This is a genomic window from Natronorubrum amylolyticum, from assembly GCF_052040145.1.
Classification (GTDB): Archaea; Halobacteriota; Halobacteria; order Halobacteriales; family Natrialbaceae; genus Natronorubrum.
Map to the genome: position 1 here is coordinate 761,214 of NZ_JBPPFW010000001.1, position 24,781 is coordinate 785,994.

Here is a 24,781-nt window from a genome sequence, read left to right on the forward strand (position 1 = left end):
AATCGCGTTCCGAGTTGTAATCGGCGGGAACGTCGATAGAATTATATTCGCGCCACTTGAACGAGCGAACAATGAGTCTCGAGGAGCCGGACTCGGCGACGCTCTCACGGAGTCAGTACGAGTCGCTCCTCGACGCCGCCGAAACCTACCGCGAGGCGCTCGTCGTCCGCCTCTGTGGCGACGTCGGGCTTCGACCGACGGAGCTCACCGAACTCACCGTCGACGACGTCGAACAGGTCCGCATCGATCCACCGAGGTACCTCGTTCGGGTGCCGGCCGTCGACGACGGCTCGGGACGAACCGCCTACCTGCCAACCCACGTCGAGCGAGAACTGCGCCGGTACGCCAGAAGCAACGGGCTGTCGACCGACGACCGGATCTTTCCCGTCACGGCGCGCCGACTCCAGATGCTGGTATCGGAGGTCGCCGATCGGGCCGCCGAGTTCCTCGACCAGCCGACGCTCGCCGACGCCTCGACGAGCGATCTCCGGCAGTACTTCGCTCGAACCGCGCTCGTCGATCACGCAGTCAACCCGCGCGTCGTCAAGACCGTCGGCGGCTGGCGGAGCTTCGAGGCCCTCGAGCCCTACCTCCCCGAGCCGACCGACGCGGAGATCGTCGACGCCTTCGACGCCGCGGAACGGCCGTCTGGCCCCGGTCGCGGCGGATCGGGAGCCGGAACTGGGCCGATGGTGAGCGACGACAGCGTCATCCGCCTACTGCTCGCCGCGAGCGACCGGTACGCTCTGTTGCGACTCGACGCCGACGGCTACGTCGAACGCTGGAACCGAAGTGCGGCCGCCATGTTCGGCTACCGGGCCGGCGAGATCGTCGGCACGCATATTTCGACGTTCTACACCGACGACGCCGTCGACGACGGCGTTCCCGAGCGGACGCTCGCGGCGGCCCTCGAGGACTCCGGAACCGAGACCGACGGCTGGCGCATTCACGAGGACGGCACGCGGTTCCGGGCGACCGAAGTCGTCTCGCCGCTGCGAGACGAGCAGGGCCGCCACCGCGGGTTCGCCGTCTTCGTCCGCGACGCCTCGGCCGTCCACGAAGAGGTCGAGTCGGTCCGAGCGCGCCGGGACGAACTCGAGGATCGATACGCGGTCGCGACGGCCCACCGCGCGGTCACTCGATCGCTGTTCGAATCGACCGACCACGAGGAGATCGAGACCGATACCTGCGCCGCGCTGGCGGACGGCCGAGCCTACGAGTGCGCCTGGATCGACCGGGCGACGCACTCGAACCAGCGGCGGGAGTGGCGGGTCTCGAGCGGGATCGACCCCGACGCCGTCACCCACCTGGTTCCGGAGCAGTGGCGCGAGGAGACGGTGTCGACGACCGATCTCGCGGACGGCGAGTGGACGGCGACCGATCCCGACGGGCCGGGAGCGGAGGCCGAACGGACGGGTAACGAACGCGAGACGACGGTCTCAGTCGCGACCGACGTCCCCCTTATGACGGACCGGGACGAGGGCGGCGAATCGAACGACGGGACGGGCGCCGTCGCACGCGTTCCGCTAACCTACGGCGACACGGTGTACGGCACCCTCTCCGTCGCGACCGAGCGTGCGGGGGCGTTCGATCCGGACGAGCGACGGTGGCTCGAGACCATCGGCCGGCAGGTCGGCTACGCGATCGCCGCGATCCGACGGCGGAACCTCCTGCTGTCGGACAACGTCGTCGAACTCGAGTTCGACTGTCGCGACGCCGACTCGATCTTCGTCAACGCCTCGCGGCGGTTCGGCTGTCGGTTCGAACTCGACTCGCTCGTCCCGGTCTCGGAGTCGACGCAGCTGTACTACCTGCGTCTCGAGGGTGCGTCGCCGGCCGACGTCTTCGAACTCGCCGCGGACGATCCCGGCGTCGCCGACTGTCGGCTGGTCGAAACCGACGAGGACGGCTGGCGCGTCGAGTTCGTCGTCTGTGGCTCGTCCCCAGCGCTGACGCTCACAGAGTACGGCGTCACCGTTCTCGAGGCCGTCACCGAAGGTGGCGTGACGACGCTGACCGCCGAGTGTGCGGCCGACGCGGACGTCCGGACCATCGTCACCGGGCTTCGGGCCGCGTTCCCCGACTCCGAACTGGTCGGCAAACGCGAGGTCGAACGGACGGTCCAGACCGCCCGCGAGTTCCGCGAGGGGCTCGAGGATCGACTGACCGATCGGCAGGCGGCGTCGCTTCGGGCGGCGTACTCCGGCGGCTACTACGACTGGCCGCGGGAGAGTACGGCCGAGGAGATCGCCGACGCGATGGGAATCTCCTCGCCGACGCTCCACAACCACCTGCGAAAGGGCCAACACGAACTCCTGCGAACGTTCTTGGACGACCCGGACGAAGATAACGGATCGGCAGAGTCCACATAACGGGCCGGCGTCGACTGCCGCCGAATCGACACTACACCTCTAGAGCGGCGGCCTTGTGTCTACGTAGCCACCTATGTCGTTCACCTGATTGTTTCGCGGACGGTCCGCGCTGCCGCGTCGCGCGGGCGCTCAGCGGGGTAACCCTCCCCCATATAACCGACTATAGTATCCTAATACAGTCAATATCCCCTAGGTATTCGGCCCGATTTTGCACAACTAGATGCCGACTTTACTATACCGGTTGTGTATTGAGTTGGTGTATCATGTCACAGGAGGATGCCAACCTCGAGGCCCGTCTCGAGGAACAGGAGACGTTCGAGCCCCCCGAGTCGTTCGTCGAACAGGCGAACGTCACGGACCCGGGAATCTACGATGAGTTCGAGGAGAACTGGCCCGACTGCTGGGAGCGGGCCGCCGATCTGTTGTCGTGGGAAGAGGAGTACGACACCGTCCTCGACGACGATAACGCGCCGTTCTACGAGTGGTTCACGAACGGGACGCTGAACGCCTCGTACAACTGTATCGACCGCCACGTCGAAGGCGACCGCGCCGACGACGTCGCGATCGAGTGGGAGGGTGAACTCGGCGAGACGCGCAGCTACACCTACAGCGAACTGCTTGAGGAGGTCGAGGAGTTCGCCGCGACGCTTCGCGAGCTCGGCGTCGAGGAGGACGACGTCGTCACCCTCTACCTGCCGATGATCCCGGAGCTCCCGATCGCGATGCTCGCGTGTGCCCGAATCGGCGCCCCACACGCGGTCGTCTTCGCTGGGTTCTCCGCGGACGCGCTCGCGACGCGGATGAACGCCGGCGAGAGCGAGTATCTCGTCACCTGCGACGGCTACTACCGTCGCGGCGACGCGCTCGATCACATCTCCAAGGCCAACGAGGGGCTCGAAGGCGTCGAGCACGAGGTCTCCGACGTCGTGGTCGTCGACCGACTGGGCGACGACTTAGAACACGACCTCGCGGAGAACCAGCACGACTACGACGACCTCGTCGCCGAACAGGCGGGCGCGAGCGTCGATCCGGTCTCGAGGGACGCCGAGGACATGCTGTTCCTGATGTACACCTCGGGGACGACCGGCAAGCCGAAGGGCGTCAAACACACCACGGGCGGCTATCTGGCCTACAGCGCGTGGACGAGCCACGCCGTCCTCGACGTCAAGCCCGACGACACCTACTGGTGTGCGGCCGACATCGGCTGGATCACGGGCCACTCCTACATCGTCTACGGCCCGCTCGCGCTCGGGACCACGACGATGATGTACGAGGGGACGCCGGACTACCCCGAGAAGGACCGAATGTGGGAACTCGTCGAGAAGAACGAGGTCGACATCTTCTACACCGCGCCGACGGCGATTCGGGCCTTTATGAAGTGGGGCGAGCAGTACCCCGCCGAACACGACCTGTCGTCGCTCCGCTTGCTCGGCACCGTGGGTGAGCCGATCAACCCGCGGGCGTGGAAGTGGTACTACAAGCACATCGGCGGCGAGAACTGCCCCATCGTCGACACGTGGTGGCAGACCGAAACCGGCGGCATGATGATCACGACGCTCCCGGGAATCAGCAAGATGAAACCCGGCTCCGCCGGGCCGCCGCTACCGGGAATCGACGCCCGAATCGTCGATGCGGAAGGGAACGAAATATCGGCCGGCGAGGCCGGCTACGTCACGATCAACAACCCGTGGCCCGGGATGCTTCGGACGTTGTACAACAACGACGAGCGGTTCATCAGCGAGTACTGGGCCGAGTACTCCGACGAGGAGGCCGACGAGTGGGTCTACTTCCCCGAGGACGGGGCGAAGATCGACGAAGACGGCTTCATCACCGTCCTCGGCCGGGTCGACGACGTGATCAACGTCTCCGGACACCGACTCGGGACGATGGAGATCGAGTCGGCCGTCGTCGGCGTCGAAGGCATCGCCGAAGCCGCCGTCGTCGGCGGCGACCACGAGGTCAAAGGCGAAGCCGTCTACGTCTACGCCATCCCCGAAGACGGCTACGAAACCGGCGACGAACTCGAGGAGCGCGTCGTCCAGGGCGTCCTCGATTCGATCGGCCCGATCGCGAAACCGGAAGAGGTCATCTTCACGCCGGAACTGCCGAAGACGCGCTCGGGCAAAATCATGCGGCGCTTGCTGGAGAACATCGCGAGCGGCGACGAGTTGGGTAACACCTCCACGCTGCGGAATCCGGAGGTCGTCGACGAGATCGCAGAACAGGTCGACCTCGACTAAGTCGACCGGCTTCTTTCACACGAAATCACAGTCACGAAAATACAGACAGCAACACACACGGACAACACTACATGTCAGACAATAGCTCTCAAGGTTCGGAGCCGACCGCCGAAACGGACGGCGGTGTCACGACGGAAGCGTACCTCGATAAGGAGATAAACATATTCAAGCCGGCGACGCCGTTCATGCGGGATCACCTGCGGGTGATCTGGCTCTCGTTCATCGCGTGGATCATCGTCGTCTTCGGGCCGACGACGGCGACGCTGTTCGCGCCGGAGCTCATGACCGAGACGACCGTCCTGAACGGGTTCCCGCTCCACTTCGTCATGACGGCGATCTTCACGCCGCTTGCGGCCTTGCTGCTCTCGGTCGCCTACGCCATGCAGCGCGACCGCCTCGACAGCAAGTACGATATCTCTCACGACGAGGAAACCGAGTCCGGCAGCGCCGTCGCCGCGGACGGAGGTGAGTCCGAATGATCGAGGCCGTCGATCCGGTGATCCTGCAGGAAACCGCCCTCGACGTAGGCGAGTTCAAACTGGTGCCGGCGCTGACGGTTGCCGCGATGCTGGCGCTGTTCCTCGGCGTCGGCTACTTCTTCCGCGTCGCCGCGGTCGACGAGCTGTGGGTCGCGGGACGATCCATCGGCTCGATCGAGAACGGGATGGCGATCGGCGCCAACTGGATGAGCGCCGCGTCGTACCTCGGCGTGGCGGCGCTCGTCGCGACGGCGGGCTACTTCGGGCTGGCGTACGTCGTCGGCTGGACGACGGGATACTTCATCCTGCTCATCTTCCTGGCCGCCCAGTTCCGCCGGTTCGGGAAGTACACGGCCCCCGACTTCGTCGGTGACCGGTTCTACTCCGACTGGGCGCGCGGGATCGCCGCGTTCACCACGCTCGCGATTGCGTTCACCTACGCGATCGGACAGGCAAGCGGGATGGGACTGATGGCTCAGTACATCTTCGGCATCTCCTACGAGGCCGGCGTCATCCTGCTGATGGCCGTCACCATCGGCTACGTCGCCCTCTCGGGCATGCTGGGGACGACGAAGAACATGGCCATCCAGTACGTCATCCTCATCATCGCGTTCACTCTCGGTCTGTACGCCACCGGCTGGACACAGGGTTGGTCCACCGCGCTGCCGTACTTAGAGGCCGGGCCGCAGGTCGCCGAAGCGGCGAGCATCGAGGCCCAGTTCGTCGAGCCGTTCGCGAACGCGAGCTACTACGCCTGGATCGCCCTGGCGTTCAGTCTGATCGTGGGGACTTGCGGGCTCCCGCACGTCCTCGTGCGGTTCTACACGGTCGACAACGAGCGTACCGCTCGCTGGTCGACCGTCTGGGGCCTGTTCTTCATCTGCCTGCTGTACTGGGGAACGGCCACCTACGCCGCGTTCGGCGGACTCCTCTACGACAGTGAGGTCAGCGGCGGCGAGGGCTTCACCGACATGGCCGGCTCCGAGGCCGACGCGCTGGTCGTGTTGACCGCCCAACTCGCCGACCTGCCAACGTGGCTCGTCGGACTTGTCGCGGCCGGTGCGGTCGCCGCCGCGCTCGCGACGACGGCCGGGCTGTTCATCACCGCCTCCTCGGCGGCGGCCCACGACATCTACACCAACCTGTACAAGGAAGACGCGACCCAGCGCGAGCAGATGATCGTCGGCCGCGCGACGATCGTCGGGATCGGTATCCTCGTCGCGCTCATCGGGCTGAATCCGCCGGCGCTGATCGGCGAACTCGTCGCGATGTCGTTCGCGATCGCCGGCACCGTCTTCTTCCCCGTGTTCTTCCTCGGACTCTGGTGGGAGAACACGACTCGAGAGGGCGCCCTCTCGGGGATGATCGTCGGCATCCTGATCTCGTTCGGCGCGATCCTGAACGACACCGCGATTCCGATGTACACCGGCGTCGAAGAGGCGGTCCTTCCCGGGGTCGCGACCTATCTTCCGGGCACCTCGTCGGCGCTGATCGGCGTGCCGGTCGTCTTCGCGACCATCATCGTCGTCTCGGTGCTCACGGACGAGCCCCCAGAAGACATCAAACGCCTCGTTCGACAGTGTCACAGCCCAGAACCGATGAGCCAGATGGAATCGGCCGAAGACGCCGCCGCTAACGGCGGCACCCCAGCAGACGACTAACAATGTACGATACGATACTCGTTCCCACTGACGGTAGCGACGTAGCAACGAACGCAGTCCACCACGCGATCGATCTGGCCGAGAAGTACGACGCCGCCGTCCACGCGCTGTACGTCGTCGACACCAGCGCGATGGACATCAGCCTCGGCACCGAACAGGTCGACCGCATCCGACAGGGCAGGTACGACGAGATGCCCGAAGTACAAGAGCGAGCCAACAAAGCGACCGGGAGCGTCGCCAGCCAGGCGCGCGAACGCGGCCTCGAGGTGACCGAATCCGTCGTCGCCGGCCAGCCACACGCCCGCATAGCGGACTACGCCGACAACCACGACGTCGACCTCATCGTCATGGGGTCGGCCGGCCGCGGCGGCGTCAAACGCGTCCTGCTCGGCAGCGTCGCCGAGCGAACGCTGCGGACGACGGACATTCCGGTCCTCGTGGTCGACATCCGAAAGGACTGACGCCGCGACTCGAGTCGAGTTACCTCCTGTGACCGCTCGACTCGCTTTTTTTGCGATGCGCTCAGTTCGAGACGCGAGCGGTGAGTCCGCCGCGATCAGCGCTCCGACGTCGCCAACTCGAGGCTCATAAAAAAGAGGAAGTAGGCGGCGATCCCCGCAAGCATGAACAGGTAGTACGCCCAGTCGGGGCCCTCGAGGACGCGAAAGATGAGATCGACGACCGTCACCCAGACGATCGCGAACACCAGATCGACCAGCAGTCCCCAGCGGTCCTCCCGGGCCTCCCGGATCCACTCGCGAACGCTCGTCATCGCCCGGTCACCCACCGGTGTGCGAGGTCGGTCATTGCGTGATCCTTTCGCAGGGGATCGAAAAAGCTTATCGACGACCGGAGTGCCGGTTACTCTTCCCAGTAGTCTACGTCGTCGCCGATTCGATAGTAGCCGTCGAACGTCCGTTCGTCGCGGCCACCCGGCGGCGAGCCGACGAAGACGCCGAACTTCTCCATCTCGGGGTAGACGGTGACGTCAGGTTCGTTCATCGTCGAGAGCATCAGGTATCGGAGCGACTCCTCGCCGTCATTGACGATTCGATGACCGCCGCTTTCGTCCGCCGGAAGGGTGACGAAGTCGCCGGCCGTCAGCGGCACCTCGCCGTCCACGGTTCGAAGGAGCCCCGACCCCGAAAGGACGTACAGCGCCTCCTCGTTCGCCGTGTGGTAGTGGTAGGGCCACGAGCGCATCCCCGGCGGGAGTTCGTACAGGCTACAGCCGAGATCATCGGCGTCGACGGCGCTCGAGAGTTCCTTGCGCCGAAATGCCGTTTCCCCGTGATCGTACTCCCGCCAGTCGACGGCCGCCTCGTTTACCTTTTCCATACTGGAATACGACAAGAGTTCAGATATATAAGAGTTCGCCGGCACCGGCGCGAACGGCCCGAAAGCGAAACCCCCTAACCCCGTCCGGGAGTCCACTCGAGCATGCACGACGAACCCGACGTCGCCGTCCTTCGACTCGGCCATCGCCCCGGCCGAGACGAGCGGATGACGACCCACGTCGGCCTGACCGCGCGAGCGCTGGGTGCCGACCGCGTCTGGGTGCCCGACAACGCCGGCCAGTCGAGAGACACCGTCGCGGACATCACCGACCGGTTCGGCGGCCCCTTCGAAGTCGACTGCACCGACTCGCCGCAGGGAATCATCCGCAACTGGGAGGGACGGGTCGTCCACCTCACGATGTACGGCGAGCAGGTACAGGACGTCGAGTGCGACATTCGAGCGGCCCACCGAGAGGACGGTAACCCAATTCTCGTCGTCGTCGGGGCCGAGAAGGTCCCGTTCGACGTCTACGAGGAAGCCGACTGGAACGTCGGCGTCACCAACCAGCCCCACTCCGAGGTCGCCGGCCTGGCCGTCTTTCTCGACCGGTTGTTCGAGGGCCGCGAACTCGAGCGCGAGTGGGAGAACGCCGACCGAGAAGTCATTCCGATGGAGACCGGCAAGCGCGTCGAGTCGACGGACGAGGAGTAGCTACCGGCGCGGAACAAGCACCGAAAACGGCCGACAGAATCGGTAGAGAGTGTCTCGAACGAGCCCGTTGAGCCCCATTTTCCGCTCGTCGACGGTGTAACGGTCGGCGCCGACGCGCTCGATTACGCTCTCGTCCTCGAGGTCTGTAAGCATCGACTCGACCTCCGCGTCCGAGAATGACGTCCGGTCGGCGACCTGTGCGGGTGTCAGGGCGACCGGTGACTCGCGGAGTTCCTCGACGACCACTCGCGCGTCGGTCACGTACTGCATCCCCTCGCGCATCGTGTAGTCGGCTATCGGATCGTCGGTCCGTCGCGGGCGTTCGATGCCGTGTCGACGGTCGTAGAGGGAGTCGAGACAGAGCCAGCCGCCGGCGAGCGCGAGGAGTCCGAGCGCGACCGATCCCTCGAGGACGGCCGCGGCGCCACAGACGGCGGCGACGATGGCCCCGACGACGATTCCGGAGGCGTACCGCGGGGCACCCGCCGACGTCAGTCCGGCCCGGAGGACAGCTAGACCGACCAGCGTGATCGGAATCGCGGCGATCGTCGTCAACGTCGCGTCCGTTACGACGAACAGTAATGCGAGGACGACCGCGAACGCGATCGGATTCTCGAAGCTGAGTTCCGATCGAAGTGACTGCGCGAACGACTCCGTCATGTCAATATAAACGACACACCGGTACATAGCACTAGTGTTTCGAGTGAGACGATCGGGAGCGACGAGGCCGTCGCGAGTAGTCCCCGAGGAGCACTCGTCCGCGCGGTTCGCCGTCGGCCTCGTCGCGAAACCGATCTGCGAACTGTCGGTGCATTTGTATCACCGTAGATAATATCGCAGGCAACAGTATCGAGGACTCGCGGCTGCACGCGAGAATCGCTACTCGAGCGGGCCTCGAGTCGTCGAGCGGCGATCGAACTCGAGTTACTGTACGCGATGCGGGAAGCGCCCGGCGAGCGGACGAGGCGTCGAAGCGTCAGGGGGCAACCGGGACGCCGTCACACGACTCGGGGGGCGAGGGGATTCGACCCGACCGACGAAGGGCTAGTTTTTCACCGTCTGCGAACGCAGCAGGCGTATGGACTCAGATTCGCCGCTGCCCCGGACCCCGATCGAGTGGTTCATGCTCGCCCCGGCGCTCGCCGTCCTCAACGGAATCGTCCTGCTGGCGACCGGTCACACGCTCTTCGAGGCGATCGCCATGGGCGTCTTCTACGGGTTCGCGATGGCGTTCGTCGCCCTGCTCCTCGCCGTCACCTGGAACGTGCTCCGGAACAGGGGTAACGCGTCGGATGCGGACTCGACGGAGTAAGCGTTCAGTCGTCCGAGATCGGACGGCGAGAGTTCTCGCTCACTGCGTTCGATAGTATCGCACGCCGTCCTCGAGGTCGTACGTGACGGCGTCCCGATTCTCGAGCGCGCCGAGCGCCCCCATCGTATCCAACACGGGCGCCATGTAGCGAACGCTGCCGGCGCGCTCCTCGGCGACCGACAGGGGCGTCGCGGGTTTGACCGCGTTGAGCGCTCGTTCGGTCTCTGCGACCAAGCTATCGAGTCGGTCGCGCGTGAGTCCGACGACCCGGTGGGGGTCCTCGAACGTTGGCCCGTGGCCGGGGAAGGCGTGGGTTGCCGTCGTCTCCAGGAGCCGATCCATCGCGTCGTAGTAGCGATCGACGCCCTCGTAGGTCTCTCGAGTCATACCGGCGTGGAACGTCCCGGCGCGGAAGCTCTCGATCAGCGCATCGCCGGAGAAGAGGACGGTCGCCCCCTCGAGTTCCGTCTCGAAACTCAGGTGGTTCAGTTCGTGGCCCGGCGTCAACAGCGAGCGGAACTCGCGGCCACCGATCGAAAACGCGGCGTTCGGGTCGATCGGTTCGGTCGTCGCCGGATCGAGCAGTTCGACGTCGCGTCGCAGCGACTCGAGTTCCTCGTCGACGATCGCCTCACTCTTTTCCTCGCCATACCCCACTGACCGCGCGGTTTCACGCACCGTCTCGCGGACCGTTTCGGGATTTCGCTCGAGTCGCTCGAGGGCCGCCCGCGGCGCGTGAATCGTCGCGCCGGCGTCCCGCAGCGTGCCGGCCTGTCCGAGGTGGTCGCTGTGGGCGTGCGTGACGAGCACGTGGTCGATGTCGTCGATCGCGTAGTCGAACTGCTCGAGGCCGGCCGTGAGCTCCGCCTCGCCCGCATCGGTCGGCGTGCCGGCGTCGATCAGGATCGGTTCAGGACCGTCGATCACGTACGCGGCGACGTGTTTCGGGGGCCACGGCACGTCGAACTCGAGGCGATGGATCGTCGAGAAGAGACGACCGCCTCGGCAGGCGCCTTCGGCGTCGGTATCCATTGACTCGAAGACGGCGGTCCGGAAAGGTGAATGTTACTCTCTATCGCAAGACGACACGTCGGCTCGAATCGGACGCTGTGTGCGGAGCAGTTGACAAGCTTTAATGGCTCCATGCCGTTACACGTAGGTAATGGCTTTTGAGGACCTGCTCGAGGATCCAGTCATCCAGAAGTACTTGCACGAGCTGGTCGGTCCCAAGGGGATGCCCGTCGCGGCCGCGCCGCCTGACGGGGAAGTGACCGACGAGGAGCTTGCGGAGGATCTGGATCTCGAGTTGAACGACGTGCGGCGGGCGCTGTTTATCCTGTACGAAAACGATCTGGCCACCTACCGGCGGCTGCGCGACGAGGATTCGGGGTGGCTCACCTATCTCTGGACGTTCGAGTACGGCAACATCCCGGAGAATCTCGAGGAGGAGATGTATCGGCTTCACGACGCCTTAGAAGACCGTCGGGAGTACGAGCGCAACCACGAGTTCTACCTCTGTGAGATCTGTTCCATCCGCTTCGAGTTCGGCGAAGCGATGGACTTCGGCTTCGAGTGCCCCGAGTGTGGCTCGCCGCTGGAATCGATGGACAACGACCGCCTCGTCAACTCGATGGACGACCGCCTCGACTCGCTCGAGGACGAACTCAACATCGACGCGGACGCCTAATGGTAGTTCTCGCAACCAAACTCTATATCGAAGGCGACGCTCGCGACCGCGCGCTGGACTCGCTGCGCTCGCTCGTGAACAACGAGATCGGCGATCTCGACGTCGAGTTCGAGATCGGTATCCGCCACGACGACTTCCCGAGCGTAACAATCGAAGGCGAGGACGCCACCGTCGCGCGCAACGTCCTCCGCGAGGAGTTCGGCGAGATCGTTCCCGACCTCGAGGTCGGCGAAACCTACGTCGGCACGCTCGAGTCCTGGGACGAGGACGGCTTCGTGCTCGACGCCGGACAGGGCGAGGGCGTCCGGATTCCGGCCGCCGAACTCGGCCTCGGGCCGGGCTCCCCGATCCAGATTCGTGAGCGATACGGCTTAGTCCAGCATCTGCCACTGACGTTCGTCTACGGCACCGGTAACGGCGACGACGGCGGCGACCCGCCGCGACTCGCCGAGGAAGAACAGGACCGCCTCTACGAGTGGACTCGCGGCAACGGCCGACTCAACGTCAACAGCGCGACTCGCGCAGAGGTTCGGGCGACGCTCAACCGCGCGGGCCACGCCCAGGACTACGTCACGGTCGAGCGACTCGGACTCCTCGAGCAGAGTGTAATCTGCCCCGAGGACACCGACCCGCCTGGCCTGCTGGCGAGCGTCGGCGAGTACCTCCCGGCGGAACTCCGCTGTGTCGTTCCATAACATGAATCGACGGCTCGTTTTCGCGGTGCTCGCGGTCGGCTTGCTCGTCGGCCTAGCCGGCTGTTCGATGATCTTCGGCGGCATCTCCGACGAGGACCTCGATCGGGAACAGGAGTACGACGACTTACGAGACAGTGACGCCGACGTCGCCATCGATCTCGAGAGCGGGAGCCTGATCAGCAGCGGCGAGTTCCGCGCGGTCTACGAACTGGAGGACAGGGAGTCGCTCTCGCTGTACCGATCCAACATCTACAGCGACCGGGCGCTCGACATCCACAGCGTCCGCTACTGGTATCCGAACGGCACTGAGGTGACGGGCTCGGAGCTAGACGTCGATCAGAGCCAGACGAGTACCGACGTCCGGGTTCCGGACGGCAACGGCACGCTCGCGTTCTCGGGTGACGCCGACCGCAAGTCGTTCACGCTGCCGGCCTACGTCGAGGGCTCCTACGAGGTGACGATTCCCGAAGGGCACCGAACGACCGCCTTCCTGTTCGGCGACGTCAATCCCAGCGGCTACGAACGGGAAGTCGTCGACGACCGGGAACGACTCACCTGGGACGAGATGGATAGCACGCTCAACTTACAGTACTACCTCACTCGCGACATCCCGCTGTTCATCGGTCTGGTGGCGGTCGTCACCACCGTCGGCGGCATCGGGATCGCCTACTACTACCGGAAGGTCAAGCGACTCCGGGAACAGCGCGAGGAGCTGGGGTTAGACGTCGATATCGACGACGATTCTAACGACGGGCCGCCGCCGGGCATGAAGTGAGGTCGGCGACCCGCTCGTCACTTCTTCGGTACCGACGGAGAACAGCACCGATACGGAGCGTTAGCTGTGAATCGCCTGTTCGTCGAGCCACACAACGTCCTCGCCGTCGATCTCGAGTCGGCCCTTGACGTGGAGCATGTGTCGACCCATTCGCGTCTTCTCGAGATCGCTCGGCCGGATCGTCCGCGTGACGTCGACGTCGTCGACGAGCCAGCCGTAGTAGGCGTCGTCGGCGTCGGTGACGCGGAAGACGAGGAGTTTCGGCTCCTCGACACGGGCCGTCGTTCGAACCGACGACGTAAACGCCCGCGGAAGGTCGACGACCCGCACTCGTTCGCCCCCGACCGAGACCGAGCCAGCGTTCCACGGATCGTCCGCCGTGGCGATCCGCTCGTCGTCGGTCACGCCGAAGACGGACGCGACGGCGTCAGCTCTGACGCAGTATCGGTCGTCCTCGAGATCGAAGGTGAGGACGGTAACGGGGTCGTCGGAATCGTCGGGCGTTGTCGCCGATGCCATGCTGCTACGAAATTTAGCAGCGGGAAAATAAACAGTTCGGGTTCGCTGGTCCGGACCGATCAGTCGTGTGGTGACTGCGGCCAGCGCAGTGTGACGCGCCGTGGGAGTCAACGTTTTAGTGTTGGAATGTGATGGACGAGCAAGAACATGGTACCGGATCTCTCCGAAAAACTTCTCGGAATCGATATCGACGATGCCGACGACCCCGATCGTCGGAACGCGGACGGCCCGGACGAGGACGAAGAGGAACTCGAACAGTTCGTCTACTTCGGGCTGGGCGACAACCGATTCGCGCTGCCGGTCGACGCGATTCAAACGCTCGCCGAGGTCTCCGAACAGGTAACGCGAGTCCCGCGATCCCCCGACGCAATCGAGGGCATGGTCGACCTTCGGGGAGAGATCACCGCCGTGATCGACCCGCACGTTCACTTTCCGGGCCTCGCAACCCACGAGCAGGTCGGACGGGAACGGCTATTGGTGCTCGACAGGCCGGCCGACCAGCAGTCGGTAGCCATTCGCGTCGACGACGTGATGGGCGTCGAAACGGTTCCCGTGAGCGACGTCCACGACGAAGCGTCGCTGGAGGAGTCCCCACTTTCCGGCGATGCACTCGCCCACCCGCTCGTGGTCGCCCTCATCGAACAGGAACGCGAGGCGACCCCCGACGTCGATCGGCTCGTCTCCTCGAGTCAGCCGGAGACATCTATTGCGTCCGAAACCGGCAGCAAGACCGATTTTGGCGGTGCCACCGCACCGTCGCCACCGGCAGGAGAGTCACCGGACGGTCCCGGAACCGTCGTCGGGAAACCCTTCGAACTCGAGACCGACGAGTCGGCCGAGCCGGGGCCCGCCGAGGTCGACGACGAACGGACCAGGGAACTCGTCGTCGACGGCACGCCGCTGCTCGACGTCGAGAATCTACTGTTGGCATCCGGACAGCAAGCGTAGCTGACTGGGTCGAAACCGAGTTTTCAGATGTCGTCGTCTGAACGGGCTCTTTGCCCCGTATTCGACACTTATCACGACTGATAATCGAGAGACAGCATTTATGGTAGTTGTATTTCTATCAGCGTTTGGTGTACTACTGAATGTCGACAGGGGTGCTCATCGTGGACGATTCTCATTTTATGCGGAATCTACTGCGCCAAATTTTGGAACAGGATTACCGCATTCTCGGAGAAGCGTCCAACGGCGCCGAAGCAGTCAAACTGTACAAAGAACACGACCCCGATATCGTGATGATGGACATCGTGATGCCCAAGTGCAACGGCATCAAGGCGACCGCCGCGATCAAGAAGATCGATCCGGACGCCCGAGTCATCATGTGTACGAGCGTCGGGCAGCGTGAGAAAATGAAACTTGCCGTGAAAGCTGGTGCGGACGGCTACGTGACGAAACCGTTCGAAGAACCCAGCGTCAGAAAGGCTCTCACAGACGTCGCGACTGCATGACGCGAGTACTCGTTGTCGACGACTCACAGTTCATGCGGACAGTCGTCGACAACGCACTCACGGAGGCTGGCTACGACGTCGAGACCGCGACGAACGGGTCGGAAGCGATCGAAACGGCCGCCGCGTACGATCCGGATATCGTCACGATGGACGTCGAGATGCCCGAACTGGGAGGCATCGACGCCCTCGAGCGAATTATGGCGACGAACCCGACGCTAATCTTGATGCTGAGCGTTCATACTGAGCAGGGAACGGAGACGACGCTCGACGCCCTCGAGCGCGGCGCGATCGATTTCCTTCATAAACCCGACGGCTCGGACGGACGAACGCTCGCCGACCTCAGCAGCGAAGTCGTCGCGAAAGTCGACGAACTCGCGAACGCGAATGTCTCCTCGATCGCTCTCGCTCGCGCTTCAGCGTCCGCGTACGCGACGCGGTCGTCCCGGGCGAACCGCGACGTGGTCACGGGACGGGCAGTCGCCGGAGCCGGAGCCGACCCGCGAGGCTCCCTCGAAGTCAGCGGCGGATCGACGACGAATCGACCGGCTGGCCCCGACGCCCAACGAACGTTCAGCCCGGGATCCGGAGCCGGCAGCAAGAGCGAATCAGACGACGATCCGGGACCGATCGAACTCGAGGGCGATCACGCGGACGATCCGACCGTCGTCCTCGGCGCCTCGACCGGCGGCCCGAAGATCGTCGAGGCGCTGTTCGAACGGCTCCCGGCCGACCTCGGTGCCAAGGTGCTGGTCGTCCAGCACATGCCCGAGGGCTTTACCGAACGGTTCGCCGAGCGGCTCGACCGCCTCAGCGAGTACGACGTTCGCGAAGCGAGCGACGGCGAACTGGTTCGCGCCGGCGAGGCGGCGATCGCTCCCGGCGACGCCCACCTCGAGGTCGCGAACAACGTCGGCGGCCGCCTTCGCGTTCGACTCGACGACGGCGAGCGGATCCACGGCGTGCGGCCGGCGATCGACGTGACGATGCAGTCGGCGGCCGAGACGGCCGTCGACCCGCTCTGTGGCGTCGTGCTGACCGGGATGGGCCGTGACGGAGCTGCGGGAATCGAATCTATCAAGCGTGCCGGCGGGCACACCATCGCACAGGACGAAGCGACGAGTCCGGTCTTTGGCATCCCCTGTCAGGCTATTCAGACGGGCTGCGTCGACGATATCGCACCCGCGACCGAACTCGTCGAGACGATCGTCGACGCGTTCGACACGGACGGTGAGACCGATGAGTGACTATTTAACCGACTTCGTTCAGGAGAGCGAAGAACGAATTACGGAGCTGAACAACGCGTTGCTCACGCTCGAGCGTGATCCGACCGACGACGACGCGATGGAGAACATCTTCCGCGTCGCACACACGCTCAAGGGCAACTGTGGCGCGATGGGACTCGAGTCGGCGAGCGATCTCGCACACGCGATCGAGGACCTCCTCGACGCCGTCCGGCAGGACGAACTCGAGGTGACGCCCGAACTGATGGACGTCATCTTCGACGCCGTCGACGAACTCGAGACGATGGTCGACGAAGTCTCGACCGACGGCGAGATCGACACCGATCCGACGGCGACGATCGAGGCGCTCCGCGAGCACCTCGACGACGACATCGATTCAACCGGGATCGGCGTCCCGACGACGGGCGAAATCGAGTCCGTCCTCGAGCGGTTCGAGCCGCCCGCGGACGACGAACACAACGCGTATCTGGTCCGACTCGATATCGCGGACCGTCCGAACGTCAACAACGGTGAACTCGTCGTCGACGCGCTGATCGACGCGTTCGATCTCATCGGCACCGAGCCGCCGCGAGCGGAGATCGAAGCCGACGCCTACGGCGGACAGTTCGACGCCGTGTTCGGCAGCGCCGTCGGCGAGACCGCGATTACGTCGGGTCTCGAGCCGGTCGAGGAGGTCGACGAGTTCGAACTCGTCAACGTGACCGAGCAGTTCGAACGCGTCGCCGCCGCGGCTAGCGAGGGCAACGCGGAGTCGGGCGGCGACACACCGGCGGCCCAGCCGGGTGACGCGATCTCTTCGGAAGAAGCGCAGGATCTCGAGGTCGACGAACTTCTCGACGAGTTCGACGAGTTCGACGACTTAGACGAGATGGTCGAGGACGTCGGCGACGACGAACTCGACGCGTTCGACGATATGGGCGACGCCGGGACGTTCGACGACCTCCTCGAGGACGACGAACTGGCCGACGAATCGGGCGCCGACGCCGAGACGGACGCTGATACAGGCTCCGAACCCGACGAGGCCACACCCGCGGACGATGAAGGGGACGTCGACGACGCGAACGCCGTCTTCAACGAACTCAAAAGCGAGGTCGAGATGGTCGGCTTCGACGAACTGCAGGACGAACTCGACGAGCTCGAGTTCGACGAGTTCGACGATGACGACGAGGTTGGGATGGACGAACTCATCGGCGACGAGGTCGACATCGACGACAGCTCGTTCCTCGACGACGAGGAGCCGACCGAGGCGGCCATCGACGATATGCTGGTCGAGTCGGGCGAGGAGTCCGAGTCGACAGCTGTGACGGCGGACGCGACAACGGCGCAAGACGAGGCCGATTCGTCGCCAGCGGACGAGGCGACGGAAACCGACCTCGGGAGCGAAACGAGTCTCGAGTCCGACGACAGCGATATCGCGGTCGATGACGGGTCGACACCGGATGTAGAGACGGCGGATTCGGAGCCAACGGATTCGGAGCCGCCAGTCGAAACCGAACCGGCGACCGACCTCGAGGCGGACGCCGCCGCTGAACCCGAGATCGATTCCGATTCGGATACCGAATCCACGGACGAGGAACTCGAGGCGGATACCGACGTTGAATCGGGGATCGAAGCTGAATCCGACATCGGTGCGGACTCCGAGTCGGATACCGAAGCCGATCCGGATACCGAATCCACGGACGAGGAACTCGAGGCGGATACCGAATCCGAACCGGACATCGAGTCCGAGACCGCTGTCGGTTCCGAACCGGACGCCGCGTTCGACGAGGGAGACGAGAGCGAATCCGACGTAACTACCGAACCAGACTCACCGCTGACGGAGTCGGAAGCAGTCGATGCAGCCGATGACGATAATCCCGTATCGGCGGCGGACGCCGAAGACGGCGTCTCCGAGTCGGTCGAACCGGACGACTCCCCGTACTCGGTCGAGACGGACGACGAAGAACCGGTCGGTGCAGCGGACGACGGTGACGCAATCACCGCCGACGCTGCGGACGGACTCGACGACGCGGACAGTACAACCGAATCGGACGACGAGACCGAGTTCGAAGACGGGTTCGGCACGGCTCTCGAGGACGAGTTCGACTCGACGATGTCGTTCGAAGACGGCTCCGACGCGGAGTCGTTCGCCGACGACGATGACACGGACGTGGAGGACGTGGATCCGTTCGCCGACGATACCTTCGACGACGAGTTGGACGGCGACCTGTTCGCCGACGATTCGTTTACCGACGACGCCTTCGGGGACGACACGGCCTTCGCCGATGCGGACGACGGTGACGCGTTCGGTGACGTCTCAGCGACACCGGACGACGAGACGTTCGGCATCGACGACGACGGATTCGATGCGACAACGTCGAGTTCGTCGGAGAGCGAGACGACGGCCGCCTCGTTCGACGACGCTGCTGCCGAGACTGGCGGCGATGCAGACGAGGACGTCGTCCGCCGGATCGACGAACCGACGCTCGAGGTGCCGGACATCTCGATCCCGGAGACGGACGAGCGACCCGACGCCGACCAGCAGACCGACGAGATCCAGTCCGTCCGCGTCGACGTCGAACAGATCGACTCGCTGCTCACGCTCGTCGAAGGGCTGGTCACGAGTCGCGTTCGGCTCCGGCACGCGGTGACCGAAAGCGAGGATACCGGGGCGCTCGAGACGGAACTCGACGACCTGGAGGATCTGACGACGGAACTGCAAGAGACCGTGATGGACGTTCGACTCGTCCCGCTCCAGACGGTGACGAACCGTCTACCGCGGGTCGTCCGCGACATCGCGCGCGATCAGGACAAGGAGGTCGCGTTCGAGATCTCCGGCGAGGACGTCGAACTCGACCGGAGTATCCTCGACCGGATCGGCGATCCGCTGATCCACCTGGTTCGAAACGCCGTCGATCACGGCATCGAACCGCCCGAAGAGCGCGAGGCCGCGGAGAAGCCTCGTGACGGCGCCGTCGAGGTACACGCCGATCGCTCGCGCGACCGCGTGACGATCACGGTCGAAGACGACGGGAGCGGCCTCGACCCCGACCGCCTCCGCTCGGAGGCCGTCGAGGCCGAGATTCTCACCGAGGACGAGGCCGCCGACTTGCCGGACCAAGCGGCCTACGAACTGATCTTCCACCCCGGTCTCTCGACGGCCGACGAGGTGACGGACGTCAGCGGCCGCGGCGTCGGGATGGACGTCGTCAAACGAACGATCGAGGACCTCGAGGGAACCGTCGCGATCGACAGCGAGGCCGGCGAGGGGACGACCGTCACGATGACGCTTCCCGTGTCGGTCGCGATCGACGACATCCTGTTCGTCGAGTGCGGCGGCGAGGAGTTCGGCGTCCCGACGAAAACGGTTCTGGACATCGAACCCGCAGACCGACTGGAGACGGTCGACGGCGAACCCGTTCTGGCCGACGGTACCGACGAGTATCCCGTCGTTCGCCTCGACGAGACCCTCGAGACGCCTCGAGCCGGTGCGAACGGGGACGGCATGCTCGTCCGTATTCGCAACGACGTTCGGCCGGTAGCCCTCCACTGTGACCACGTCCACGGTCAACAGGAAGTCGTCGTTAAGCCCTTCGAGGGCTTCATGAGCGACATTCCGGGGCTCAGCGGAGCGACGGTACGGGGGCGGGGGGAAGTAGTCAACATTCTTGACGTGACGACACTATGATAATGAACGAATACCCACACCCACGGAGGAACCCATGACGCTAATGGTTGACATTCGAAAGCTGAGTTTCATCAACGAAATGGCAAAGGTCGGGACGAACGGCGTCGCCGACAACATGAGCAAACTGACCGGCGAGAACGCCCAGATGGAGGTGACGAAGACGAACTTCGTCGACGTCGACGACATCGAGTCACAGCTTGACGCCGGCAAGCGCGTTGGCGTTCGAGTTCGATTACTCGACCCACCGCACGGGCACATCCTCATCCTCTTCCCAGAAGCGAGCGCGAAGAAGATCACCGCGATCATGCTTCGCGATGTCGTCGACGATATGGGCGACGTCTCGGGGAAGATGGCCCGAAGCGCCGTCGAGGAGATGGGGAACATGATGGCGAGTGGCTTCATCGACGGCTGGGCGGACGTCCTCGGGCGCGCGATCGATATCGCGGCCCCACAGCTCGTCTACGCACCGACAGGAGACATCGTCACCCGGACGGCCGGGCTCGGCGGCGACGATCTCGCACTGTTCTTCGACTCGGATCTGACCGTTCCGAGCTACCAGATCGAGGCCGAGATTTACGCCTTCCCCGATCTCGAGGAGTTCGTCGAAATGGTCAACGGCATCGAAGTCCAACCCGCATGAAACTCGACGTCAACGCACTTGGAACGTTCTATCGAATGGCCCGGGAAGGTGCCGGGCTCGCCGCGGGTCGACTGACCCACATGACGGAGGTCGAGACACAGGTCGGCGTCACGAAACTCAACTTCATGCGCGGCCGCGAAATTCGGCGCGATTTCGAGGATGCAAACGAGAAAGTCGCCGTCCGCGTCAAACTCACCGGCGCCATCGAGGGCTACTCGATGGTCGTCTTCGAGCGCGAGAACGCGCTTCGAGTCGTCGAAACGCTGCTCGCAGACTCCGACTCGGAGACCGATATCGACGTCGACGCGGGCGAGTTCGACGAGATGACCCAGAGCGCCGTAACCGAAGTCGGCCACATCATGAACAGCGGGTTCATCGACGGTTGGGCCGACGTCTTAGAGACCGTCATCGACGTCTCGACGCCCGAGTTCGTCGAGGGCGTAACGGCCGAGCCCTTCTTCGGTGAGGTCGACGAGACCCCGGACGAGGACGATCTCGCCTTGCTCTTCCAGAGCAGCATCGAGACCGTCGGCACCGAAATCGGCTTCAGCCACTACCTCTTCCCGAAGCGAGAGTCGATGGCCGCACTCCTCGATCGCCTGCGGACCAGCGGCGGCATCGAGTACGACAAACTCGACGGCTTCGATCGGATGGCCGAACGCGGCGCCGAGGAGGTTGCCAAGACGGCGACGACGCTGACCGGCATCGACACCAGCGTCGAGATTCGCCGGCTGAACTTCGTCTCGCTCGAGGCGATCCCCGAGCAGGTTGCCGACGAGACGCTCGTCGGCGTCGCCTTCGAGTTCGACGGGATGCCGAGCGGCTATCTGCTCTTCCTGTTCGACGAGGAGTCCGCCCACGAGATCGTCGATGCGATGGTTCCCATGGAAGTCGACGAGGACGGCTTCGGCGAGATGGGGACGAGCGCAATCAAGGAACTGGGCAACATCATGGCGAGTGGCTTCCTCGACGGCTGGGCGAACGTCCTCGATACGACGATCGACCACTCGACGCCGGAGTTCATCCACGATATGGGTGCCGCAGCGGTCGATCCCGTGATCATCCAACTCGGCGAGAATCAGGAGTTCGCGTTCGTCTTCGACACGGTCGTGATGGCCGACGGTCGGGAGTTCGACTGTGAGGTGTACGCGATCCCCGACGAAAACGACCTCGAACGCGCGCTGAACAACCTCGACGTCGATCGGATCGAAGAGACGCCGACGACGGCGGAATTCCAGGAACTCGAGAACTCATGAAGACGTACGGATCCGAACCGGGCGCGCCAACGCCGGTCCAGGTCGGCATCTCCGAACTGGTCGTCAGCGAGGGCGACGATACACTGAAATCCTACGGGTTGGGCTCGTGTCTTGCGATCGCGCTGTACGATCCGGAGAGCGACATCGGTGGGCTAGCTCACGTGATGCTGCCGGACGGCGACGCTGCCGATAACAGCGACCGAAAACCCGGCAAGTACGCCGATACGGCGATCCGTGCGCTGTTGCGACGGATGGTCGAACAGGGTGCCAGCTACACCACCGTCGAGTCCAAAATCGCAGGTGGCAGCGATATGTTCGAATTCGAGAGCTTCGGCGACGGCGTCGGACAGCGAAACATCGTCGCCGCGAAAGCAGAACTCGAGAAACTCGGGGTTCCCCTGGTCGCCGAAGACGTCGGCGGTGAGTACGGCCGAACCGTCGAGTTTACCCCTGGAACGGGGTCCCTCGTCGTCAAGACGGCCGACGAACGCGCCGAGAACGGAGTGACGGAACTGTGACCGACGACGCGTTCGACGCCCTCCTCACGTTCGTCGAGGACGAACTGGCGTTCGCGACGAGCCACTACAACGACAGCTACCTCGATCGACGCGTCTCCTCGCGCATGCGCCGGACCCGAAGCGACACCTACGCCGACTACCTCGAATTGCTGCGAGCCGATGCCGACGAACAGCAGGCCCTGCTCGAGGCGATGAGCATCAACGTCACCGGCTTCTTTAGAAACCCGGACGTCTGGGCCGGGATCCGTGAGGTTATCCGATCGCTCACTGCAGCCAACGAGACGGTCCGCGTCTGGAGTGCGGCCTGTGCCGACGGTCGCGAACCCTTCTCCGTCTCGATGCTCGCACACGACGACCCCGACATCGACGAGTCATCCGTCCGAGTCCTCGGCACCGACATCAGCGAACCGGCGCTCGAGACGGCACGAAACGGCGTCTACGAGGAGTCCCGAACCGTCGACTTCCACGATCAGCTCTCCTTTCTCGACGATTACACGGATTACGTCGAACAGGACGATCGAATCTACCGGATCGCAGACGACGTCAAACGGACCGTCACCTTCGAGCGACACGATCTGATCAACGACGATCCGAAAACGGGGTTCGATCTCGTCATCTGTCGGAACCTGTTCATCTACATCGACAACGAGTACAAAGAGCCGATGCTCCGAACGATCGCCAGATCGCTTCGGAAGGACGGCTACCTCGTTATCGGCAAGGCGGAGACGATCCCACCGACCCTGAAGTCCGCCTTTTCCGTTCGCGACGCCCGGCTTCGAATCTACCACCGAGAGCCTCTGGAGACGAATCGGCTCTCGAGGGAGCAATCGCAGTCCAATACGTAACTGTCGACTACAGCACCTGACCAACTCGACCGCGTTTCGGGCGCTCGTGTTGGACAGCGTTCCGGCCGCTGAAAGACACACGGATGCTTACATACCGGTACATCGAATACCACCGTAGATGAGTGTACTCGACCTCGACGCGTACGTCACCCGTTCCCGGGCGCTCGTCGACGCCACCCCGCCATCGACGCGTCGGGAAACGCGTACCTGGCTCGTCGATCCCCTCCTCGAGACGCTGGGCTGGGACGTCCACGCTGATTCCTGTTTGACCGATCCGATCATCGACGGGACCCGTCTCGAGTACGTCTGTTCTGTCGACGGCGTGCCCGCGTTACTCGTCGCCGTCGACCCCTTCGGCGACTCGCTCGAGAAGTCACGCGCCGTCGCCTTACTTGAGACGATGGCGTGGACGGGGATCGACCGCGCAATCTACACCGACGGCCGCGACTACCTCCTGCTCGCGGGGACGACCGACGTCGAACGACTGGCCTGTCGACTCACCTCACTCTCCGATCACGAATCGGCTATCGCCCACTACACGCGCGACGCCGTCGGTCGGTCCCTCGAGCGCCACTCCCGCGAGTTCGTCGCTCGCCAACTCGCCATCGAACGACCGAATCTTGCCGAGGCGATCGTCGACGAGTTGACGGACGCTACCGAACAGGGCGACGCCTACGCGAGCGAGTTCGAGTCTGCGACGGATCGCTTTCTCGAGCAACTCGTCGCCTCGTTCGCCGACGGGGGGTCCGGCGGTGCCGTCGCGGAACTCGAGTCCGCCGGTAGCGACGACATCTCGGTCGAGTTCTCCGATCCATCGGCTTCGGGCGGCGAGACGGACGGGTCGAGCGGCGAACGCTCGACATCGCTGGGCGAGGGATACATACAGCGCGAACGGACCGAGGAATCGACGACGGTGGACGAATCCGGCGGCTCACAGTCCGACGGGAGGGACTCGAGTGCAGCCGATGCGAGCGAGTCCGACTCCGTAGCCGACGCCGGAGCCAGCACGGAGCCGGACGCCGTCGACTCGGATGCGGCGCAGCCGTCCGACGATACGGACGGCGGAACCGACTCCGAGGGCGATGGCGAGTACGTCGTCCGATTCTTCAACGACCGCGGCTCGGTCGGCGCGATCGGTCACGCGAGTGCGGACCAGGCGCTCGTCGCCACCGCGGAGTACCTCTTCGAGCGGGGGCTTTCGGGTGTCACCGTTCCCTGGCATCCTGACGACGACGAAGACGACCACGCCGTCCTGCACGAGTCACCGACTCATCCCGATGGAACGCCTATGTCCGAGCCACAGCAGCTATCGAACGGACTCTACCTCGAGACGGCCGGCGACACGGACGAGCGGGCGGCGCGCGTCGACGCACTGGTGGCTCGAGCCGGATTACGGGCGATGTTGACCGGTGATTGGGAGGAGTGACTGGCTCG

At 64.4% G+C, this 24,781-nt stretch carries 24 protein-coding genes; 19 read left to right on the top strand and 5 right to left on the bottom strand.

The window, feature by feature from the left end; genetic code table 11:
- Positions 1-71 precede the first annotated feature (71 nt).
- The 5 genes from ACSFDB_RS03850 to ACSFDB_RS03870 all read left to right on the top strand — a co-directional run bounded on the left by ACSFDB_RS03850 (position 72) and on the right by ACSFDB_RS03870 (position 7,213).
- A complete protein-coding gene (locus tag ACSFDB_RS03850) occupies positions 72-2,372 on the top strand; it encodes a bacterio-opsin activator domain-containing protein (protein WP_440769710.1) in 2,301 nt (766 codons plus the stop codon).
- A gap of 263 nt (positions 2,373-2,635) precedes the next feature.
- Positions 2,636-4,612: an acetate--CoA ligase gene (gene acs / locus ACSFDB_RS03855; RefSeq protein ID WP_440769711.1), complete on the top strand. Its 1,977-nt coding sequence runs from the start codon at positions 2,636-2,638 to the stop codon at positions 4,610-4,612.
- 71 nt (positions 4,613-4,683) lie between these two features.
- Complete coding sequence (locus ACSFDB_RS03860) at positions 4,684-5,091, top strand: DUF4212 domain-containing protein (protein ID WP_440769712.1); 408 nt, start codon at positions 4,684-4,686, stop codon at positions 5,089-5,091.
- Complete coding sequence (locus tag ACSFDB_RS03865; RefSeq protein ID WP_440769713.1) at positions 5,088-6,752, top strand: solute symporter family protein; 1,665 nt, start codon at positions 5,088-5,090, stop codon at positions 6,750-6,752. The genes ACSFDB_RS03860 and ACSFDB_RS03865 overlap by 4 nt, the downstream gene beginning before the upstream one ends.
- A 2-nt stretch (positions 6,753-6,754) precedes the next feature.
- Positions 6,755-7,213 carry a universal stress protein gene (locus ACSFDB_RS03870; RefSeq protein ID WP_440769714.1) on the top strand — a complete coding sequence of 153 codons (459 nt, stop codon included), beginning with the start codon at positions 6,755-6,757 and terminating at the stop codon, positions 7,211-7,213.
- Positions 7,214-7,308: 95 nt separating this feature from the next.
- Here ACSFDB_RS03870 and ACSFDB_RS03875 read toward each other — a convergent pair whose 3' ends face one another.
- The gene (locus ACSFDB_RS03875) at positions 7,309-7,524 is read right to left on the bottom strand and encodes a DUF8119 family protein (RefSeq protein ID WP_090304815.1); all 216 of its coding nucleotides are present in this window, start codon (positions 7,522-7,524) and stop codon (positions 7,309-7,311) included.
- 89 nt (positions 7,525-7,613) lie between these two features.
- Positions 7,614-8,090, bottom strand: a complete 477-nt coding sequence (locus ACSFDB_RS03880) for a cupin domain-containing protein (protein ID WP_440769715.1) — start codon at positions 8,088-8,090, stop codon at positions 7,614-7,616.
- Positions 8,091-8,192: 102 nt separating this feature from the next.
- On the opposite strand from ACSFDB_RS03880, the gene ACSFDB_RS03885 reads away from it, so the two are divergent.
- The gene (locus ACSFDB_RS03885) at positions 8,193-8,741 is read left to right on the top strand and encodes a tRNA (cytidine(56)-2'-O)-methyltransferase (RefSeq protein ID WP_440769716.1); all 549 of its coding nucleotides are present in this window, start codon (positions 8,193-8,195) and stop codon (positions 8,739-8,741) included.
- Here the strand turns inward: ACSFDB_RS03885 and ACSFDB_RS03890 are convergent, their stop codons facing one another.
- Positions 8,742-9,401 (bottom strand): hypothetical protein, encoded by a 660-nt coding sequence (locus tag ACSFDB_RS03890; protein WP_440769717.1) that lies wholly within the window; start codon positions 9,399-9,401, stop codon positions 8,742-8,744.
- A 418-nt stretch (positions 9,402-9,819) separates the two neighbouring features.
- Between ACSFDB_RS03890 and ACSFDB_RS03895 the strand changes: the two genes are divergently transcribed.
- A complete protein-coding gene (locus tag ACSFDB_RS03895) occupies positions 9,820-10,053 on the top strand; it encodes a hypothetical protein (protein ID WP_440769718.1) in 234 nt (77 codons plus the stop codon).
- Positions 10,054-10,092: 39 nt separating this feature from the next.
- Here the strand turns inward: ACSFDB_RS03895 and ACSFDB_RS03900 are convergent, their stop codons facing one another.
- Positions 10,093-11,085: an MBL fold metallo-hydrolase gene (locus ACSFDB_RS03900; RefSeq protein ID WP_440769719.1), complete on the bottom strand. Its 993-nt coding sequence runs from the start codon at positions 11,083-11,085 to the stop codon at positions 10,093-10,095.
- Between the two features lie 130 nt (positions 11,086-11,215).
- On the opposite strand from ACSFDB_RS03900, the gene ACSFDB_RS03905 reads away from it, so the two are divergent.
- From ACSFDB_RS03905 to ACSFDB_RS03915, 3 genes are read left to right on the top strand one after another with little or no spacing between them, the layout of a single operon-like run.
- A complete protein-coding gene (locus ACSFDB_RS03905; protein WP_006089263.1) occupies positions 11,216-11,740 on the top strand; it encodes a transcription factor TFIIE subunit alpha in 525 nt (174 codons plus the stop codon).
- Positions 11,740-12,435, top strand: coding sequence for a DUF2110 family protein (locus tag ACSFDB_RS03910; RefSeq protein WP_440769720.1), 696 nt, complete (start codon positions 11,740-11,742; stop codon positions 12,433-12,435). Before ACSFDB_RS03905 ends, ACSFDB_RS03910 begins: the two co-directional genes overlap by 1 nt.
- Position 12,436: 1 nt before the next feature.
- The gene (locus ACSFDB_RS03915; protein ID WP_440769721.1) at positions 12,437-13,210 is read left to right on the top strand and encodes a DUF5803 family protein; all 774 of its coding nucleotides are present in this window, start codon (positions 12,437-12,439) and stop codon (positions 13,208-13,210) included.
- Between the two features lie 60 nt (positions 13,211-13,270).
- Here the strand turns inward: ACSFDB_RS03915 and ACSFDB_RS03920 are convergent, their stop codons facing one another.
- Complete coding sequence (locus ACSFDB_RS03920) at positions 13,271-13,729, bottom strand: chemotaxis protein CheW (RefSeq protein ID WP_440769722.1); 459 nt, start codon at positions 13,727-13,729, stop codon at positions 13,271-13,273.
- A gap of 147 nt (positions 13,730-13,876) precedes the next feature.
- Here ACSFDB_RS03920 and ACSFDB_RS03925 point away from each other — a divergent pair, with 147 nt between their 5' ends.
- From ACSFDB_RS03925 to ACSFDB_RS03965, 9 genes are all read left to right on the top strand, one after another.
- Entirely contained in the window at positions 13,877-14,677 is an 801-nt protein-coding gene (locus ACSFDB_RS03925) for a chemotaxis protein CheW (protein WP_440769723.1), read from the top strand.
- Between the two features lie 140 nt (positions 14,678-14,817).
- Positions 14,818-15,180, top strand: coding sequence for a chemotaxis protein CheY (cheY, locus tag ACSFDB_RS03930; protein ID WP_090304838.1), 363 nt, complete (start codon positions 14,818-14,820; stop codon positions 15,178-15,180).
- Positions 15,177-16,424 (top strand): chemotaxis-specific protein-glutamate methyltransferase CheB, encoded by a 1,248-nt coding sequence (gene cheB / locus ACSFDB_RS03935; RefSeq protein WP_440769724.1) that lies wholly within the window; start codon positions 15,177-15,179, stop codon positions 16,422-16,424. Before cheY ends, cheB begins: the two co-directional genes overlap by 4 nt.
- A complete protein-coding gene (locus ACSFDB_RS03940) occupies positions 16,417-20,088 on the top strand; it encodes a chemotaxis protein CheA (RefSeq protein ID WP_440769725.1) in 3,672 nt (1,223 codons plus the stop codon). The genes cheB and ACSFDB_RS03940 overlap by 8 nt, the downstream gene beginning before the upstream one ends.
- 34 nt (positions 20,089-20,122) lie before the next feature.
- Positions 20,123-20,728, top strand: coding sequence for a chemotaxis protein CheC (locus ACSFDB_RS03945; RefSeq protein WP_090304844.1), 606 nt, complete (start codon positions 20,123-20,125; stop codon positions 20,726-20,728).
- Positions 20,725-21,984 carry a chemotaxis protein CheC gene (locus ACSFDB_RS03950; protein ID WP_440769726.1) on the top strand — a complete coding sequence of 420 codons (1,260 nt, stop codon included), beginning with the start codon at positions 20,725-20,727 and terminating at the stop codon, positions 21,982-21,984. Before ACSFDB_RS03945 ends, ACSFDB_RS03950 begins: the two co-directional genes overlap by 4 nt.
- Entirely contained in the window at positions 21,981-22,502 is a 522-nt protein-coding gene (locus tag ACSFDB_RS03955) for a chemotaxis protein CheD (protein WP_090304848.1), read from the top strand. Before ACSFDB_RS03950 ends, ACSFDB_RS03955 begins: the two co-directional genes overlap by 4 nt.
- Positions 22,499-23,347 (top strand): CheR family methyltransferase, encoded by an 849-nt coding sequence (locus ACSFDB_RS03960; protein WP_440769727.1) that lies wholly within the window; start codon positions 22,499-22,501, stop codon positions 23,345-23,347. Before ACSFDB_RS03955 ends, ACSFDB_RS03960 begins: the two co-directional genes overlap by 4 nt.
- A gap of 118 nt (positions 23,348-23,465) precedes the next feature.
- Positions 23,466-24,773 (top strand): hypothetical protein, encoded by a 1,308-nt coding sequence (locus tag ACSFDB_RS03965; protein ID WP_440769728.1) that lies wholly within the window; start codon positions 23,466-23,468, stop codon positions 24,771-24,773.
- Positions 24,774-24,781 lie beyond the last annotated feature (8 nt).

Excerpts from the sequence above, each read along its gene's own strand:
- ACSFDB_RS03850 (WP_440769710.1), top strand. The coding sequence starts at position 72 with ATGAGTCTCGAGGAGCCGGACTCGGCGACGCTCTCACGGAGTCAGTAC.
- acs (WP_440769711.1), top strand. The coding sequence starts at position 2,636 with ATGTCACAGGAGGATGCCAACCTCGAGGCCCGTCTCGAGGAACAGGAG.
- ACSFDB_RS03860 (WP_440769712.1), top strand. The coding sequence starts at position 4,684 with ATGTCAGACAATAGCTCTCAAGGTTCGGAGCCGACCGCCGAAACGGAC.
- ACSFDB_RS03865 (WP_440769713.1), top strand. The coding sequence starts at position 5,088 with ATGATCGAGGCCGTCGATCCGGTGATCCTGCAGGAAACCGCCCTCGAC.
- ACSFDB_RS03870 (WP_440769714.1), top strand. The coding sequence starts at position 6,755 with ATGTACGATACGATACTCGTTCCCACTGACGGTAGCGACGTAGCAACG.
- ACSFDB_RS03875 (WP_090304815.1), bottom strand. The coding sequence starts at position 7,524 with ATGACGAGCGTTCGCGAGTGGATCCGGGAGGCCCGGGAGGACCGCTGG.
- ACSFDB_RS03880 (WP_440769715.1), bottom strand. The coding sequence starts at position 8,090 with ATGGAAAAGGTAAACGAGGCGGCCGTCGACTGGCGGGAGTACGATCAC.
- ACSFDB_RS03885 (WP_440769716.1), top strand. The coding sequence starts at position 8,193 with ATGCACGACGAACCCGACGTCGCCGTCCTTCGACTCGGCCATCGCCCC.
- ACSFDB_RS03890 (WP_440769717.1), bottom strand. The coding sequence starts at position 9,401 with ATGACGGAGTCGTTCGCGCAGTCACTTCGATCGGAACTCAGCTTCGAG.
- ACSFDB_RS03895 (WP_440769718.1), top strand. The coding sequence starts at position 9,820 with ATGGACTCAGATTCGCCGCTGCCCCGGACCCCGATCGAGTGGTTCATG.
- ACSFDB_RS03900 (WP_440769719.1), bottom strand. The coding sequence starts at position 11,085 with ATGGATACCGACGCCGAAGGCGCCTGCCGAGGCGGTCGTCTCTTCTCG.
- ACSFDB_RS03905 (WP_006089263.1), top strand. The coding sequence starts at position 11,216 with ATGGCTTTTGAGGACCTGCTCGAGGATCCAGTCATCCAGAAGTACTTG.
- ACSFDB_RS03910 (WP_440769720.1), top strand. The coding sequence starts at position 11,740 with ATGGTAGTTCTCGCAACCAAACTCTATATCGAAGGCGACGCTCGCGAC.
- ACSFDB_RS03915 (WP_440769721.1), top strand. The coding sequence starts at position 12,437 with ATGAATCGACGGCTCGTTTTCGCGGTGCTCGCGGTCGGCTTGCTCGTC.
- ACSFDB_RS03920 (WP_440769722.1), bottom strand. The coding sequence starts at position 13,729 with ATGGCATCGGCGACAACGCCCGACGATTCCGACGACCCCGTTACCGTC.
- ACSFDB_RS03925 (WP_440769723.1), top strand. The coding sequence starts at position 13,877 with ATGGTACCGGATCTCTCCGAAAAACTTCTCGGAATCGATATCGACGAT.
- cheY (WP_090304838.1), top strand. The coding sequence starts at position 14,818 with ATGTCGACAGGGGTGCTCATCGTGGACGATTCTCATTTTATGCGGAAT.
- cheB (WP_440769724.1), top strand. The coding sequence starts at position 15,177 with ATGACGCGAGTACTCGTTGTCGACGACTCACAGTTCATGCGGACAGTC.
- ACSFDB_RS03940 (WP_440769725.1), top strand. The coding sequence starts at position 16,417 with ATGAGTGACTATTTAACCGACTTCGTTCAGGAGAGCGAAGAACGAATT.
- ACSFDB_RS03945 (WP_090304844.1), top strand. The coding sequence starts at position 20,123 with ATGACGCTAATGGTTGACATTCGAAAGCTGAGTTTCATCAACGAAATG.
- ACSFDB_RS03950 (WP_440769726.1), top strand. The coding sequence starts at position 20,725 with ATGAAACTCGACGTCAACGCACTTGGAACGTTCTATCGAATGGCCCGG.
- ACSFDB_RS03955 (WP_090304848.1), top strand. The coding sequence starts at position 21,981 with ATGAAGACGTACGGATCCGAACCGGGCGCGCCAACGCCGGTCCAGGTC.
- ACSFDB_RS03965 (WP_440769728.1), top strand. The coding sequence starts at position 23,466 with ATGAGTGTACTCGACCTCGACGCGTACGTCACCCGTTCCCGGGCGCTC.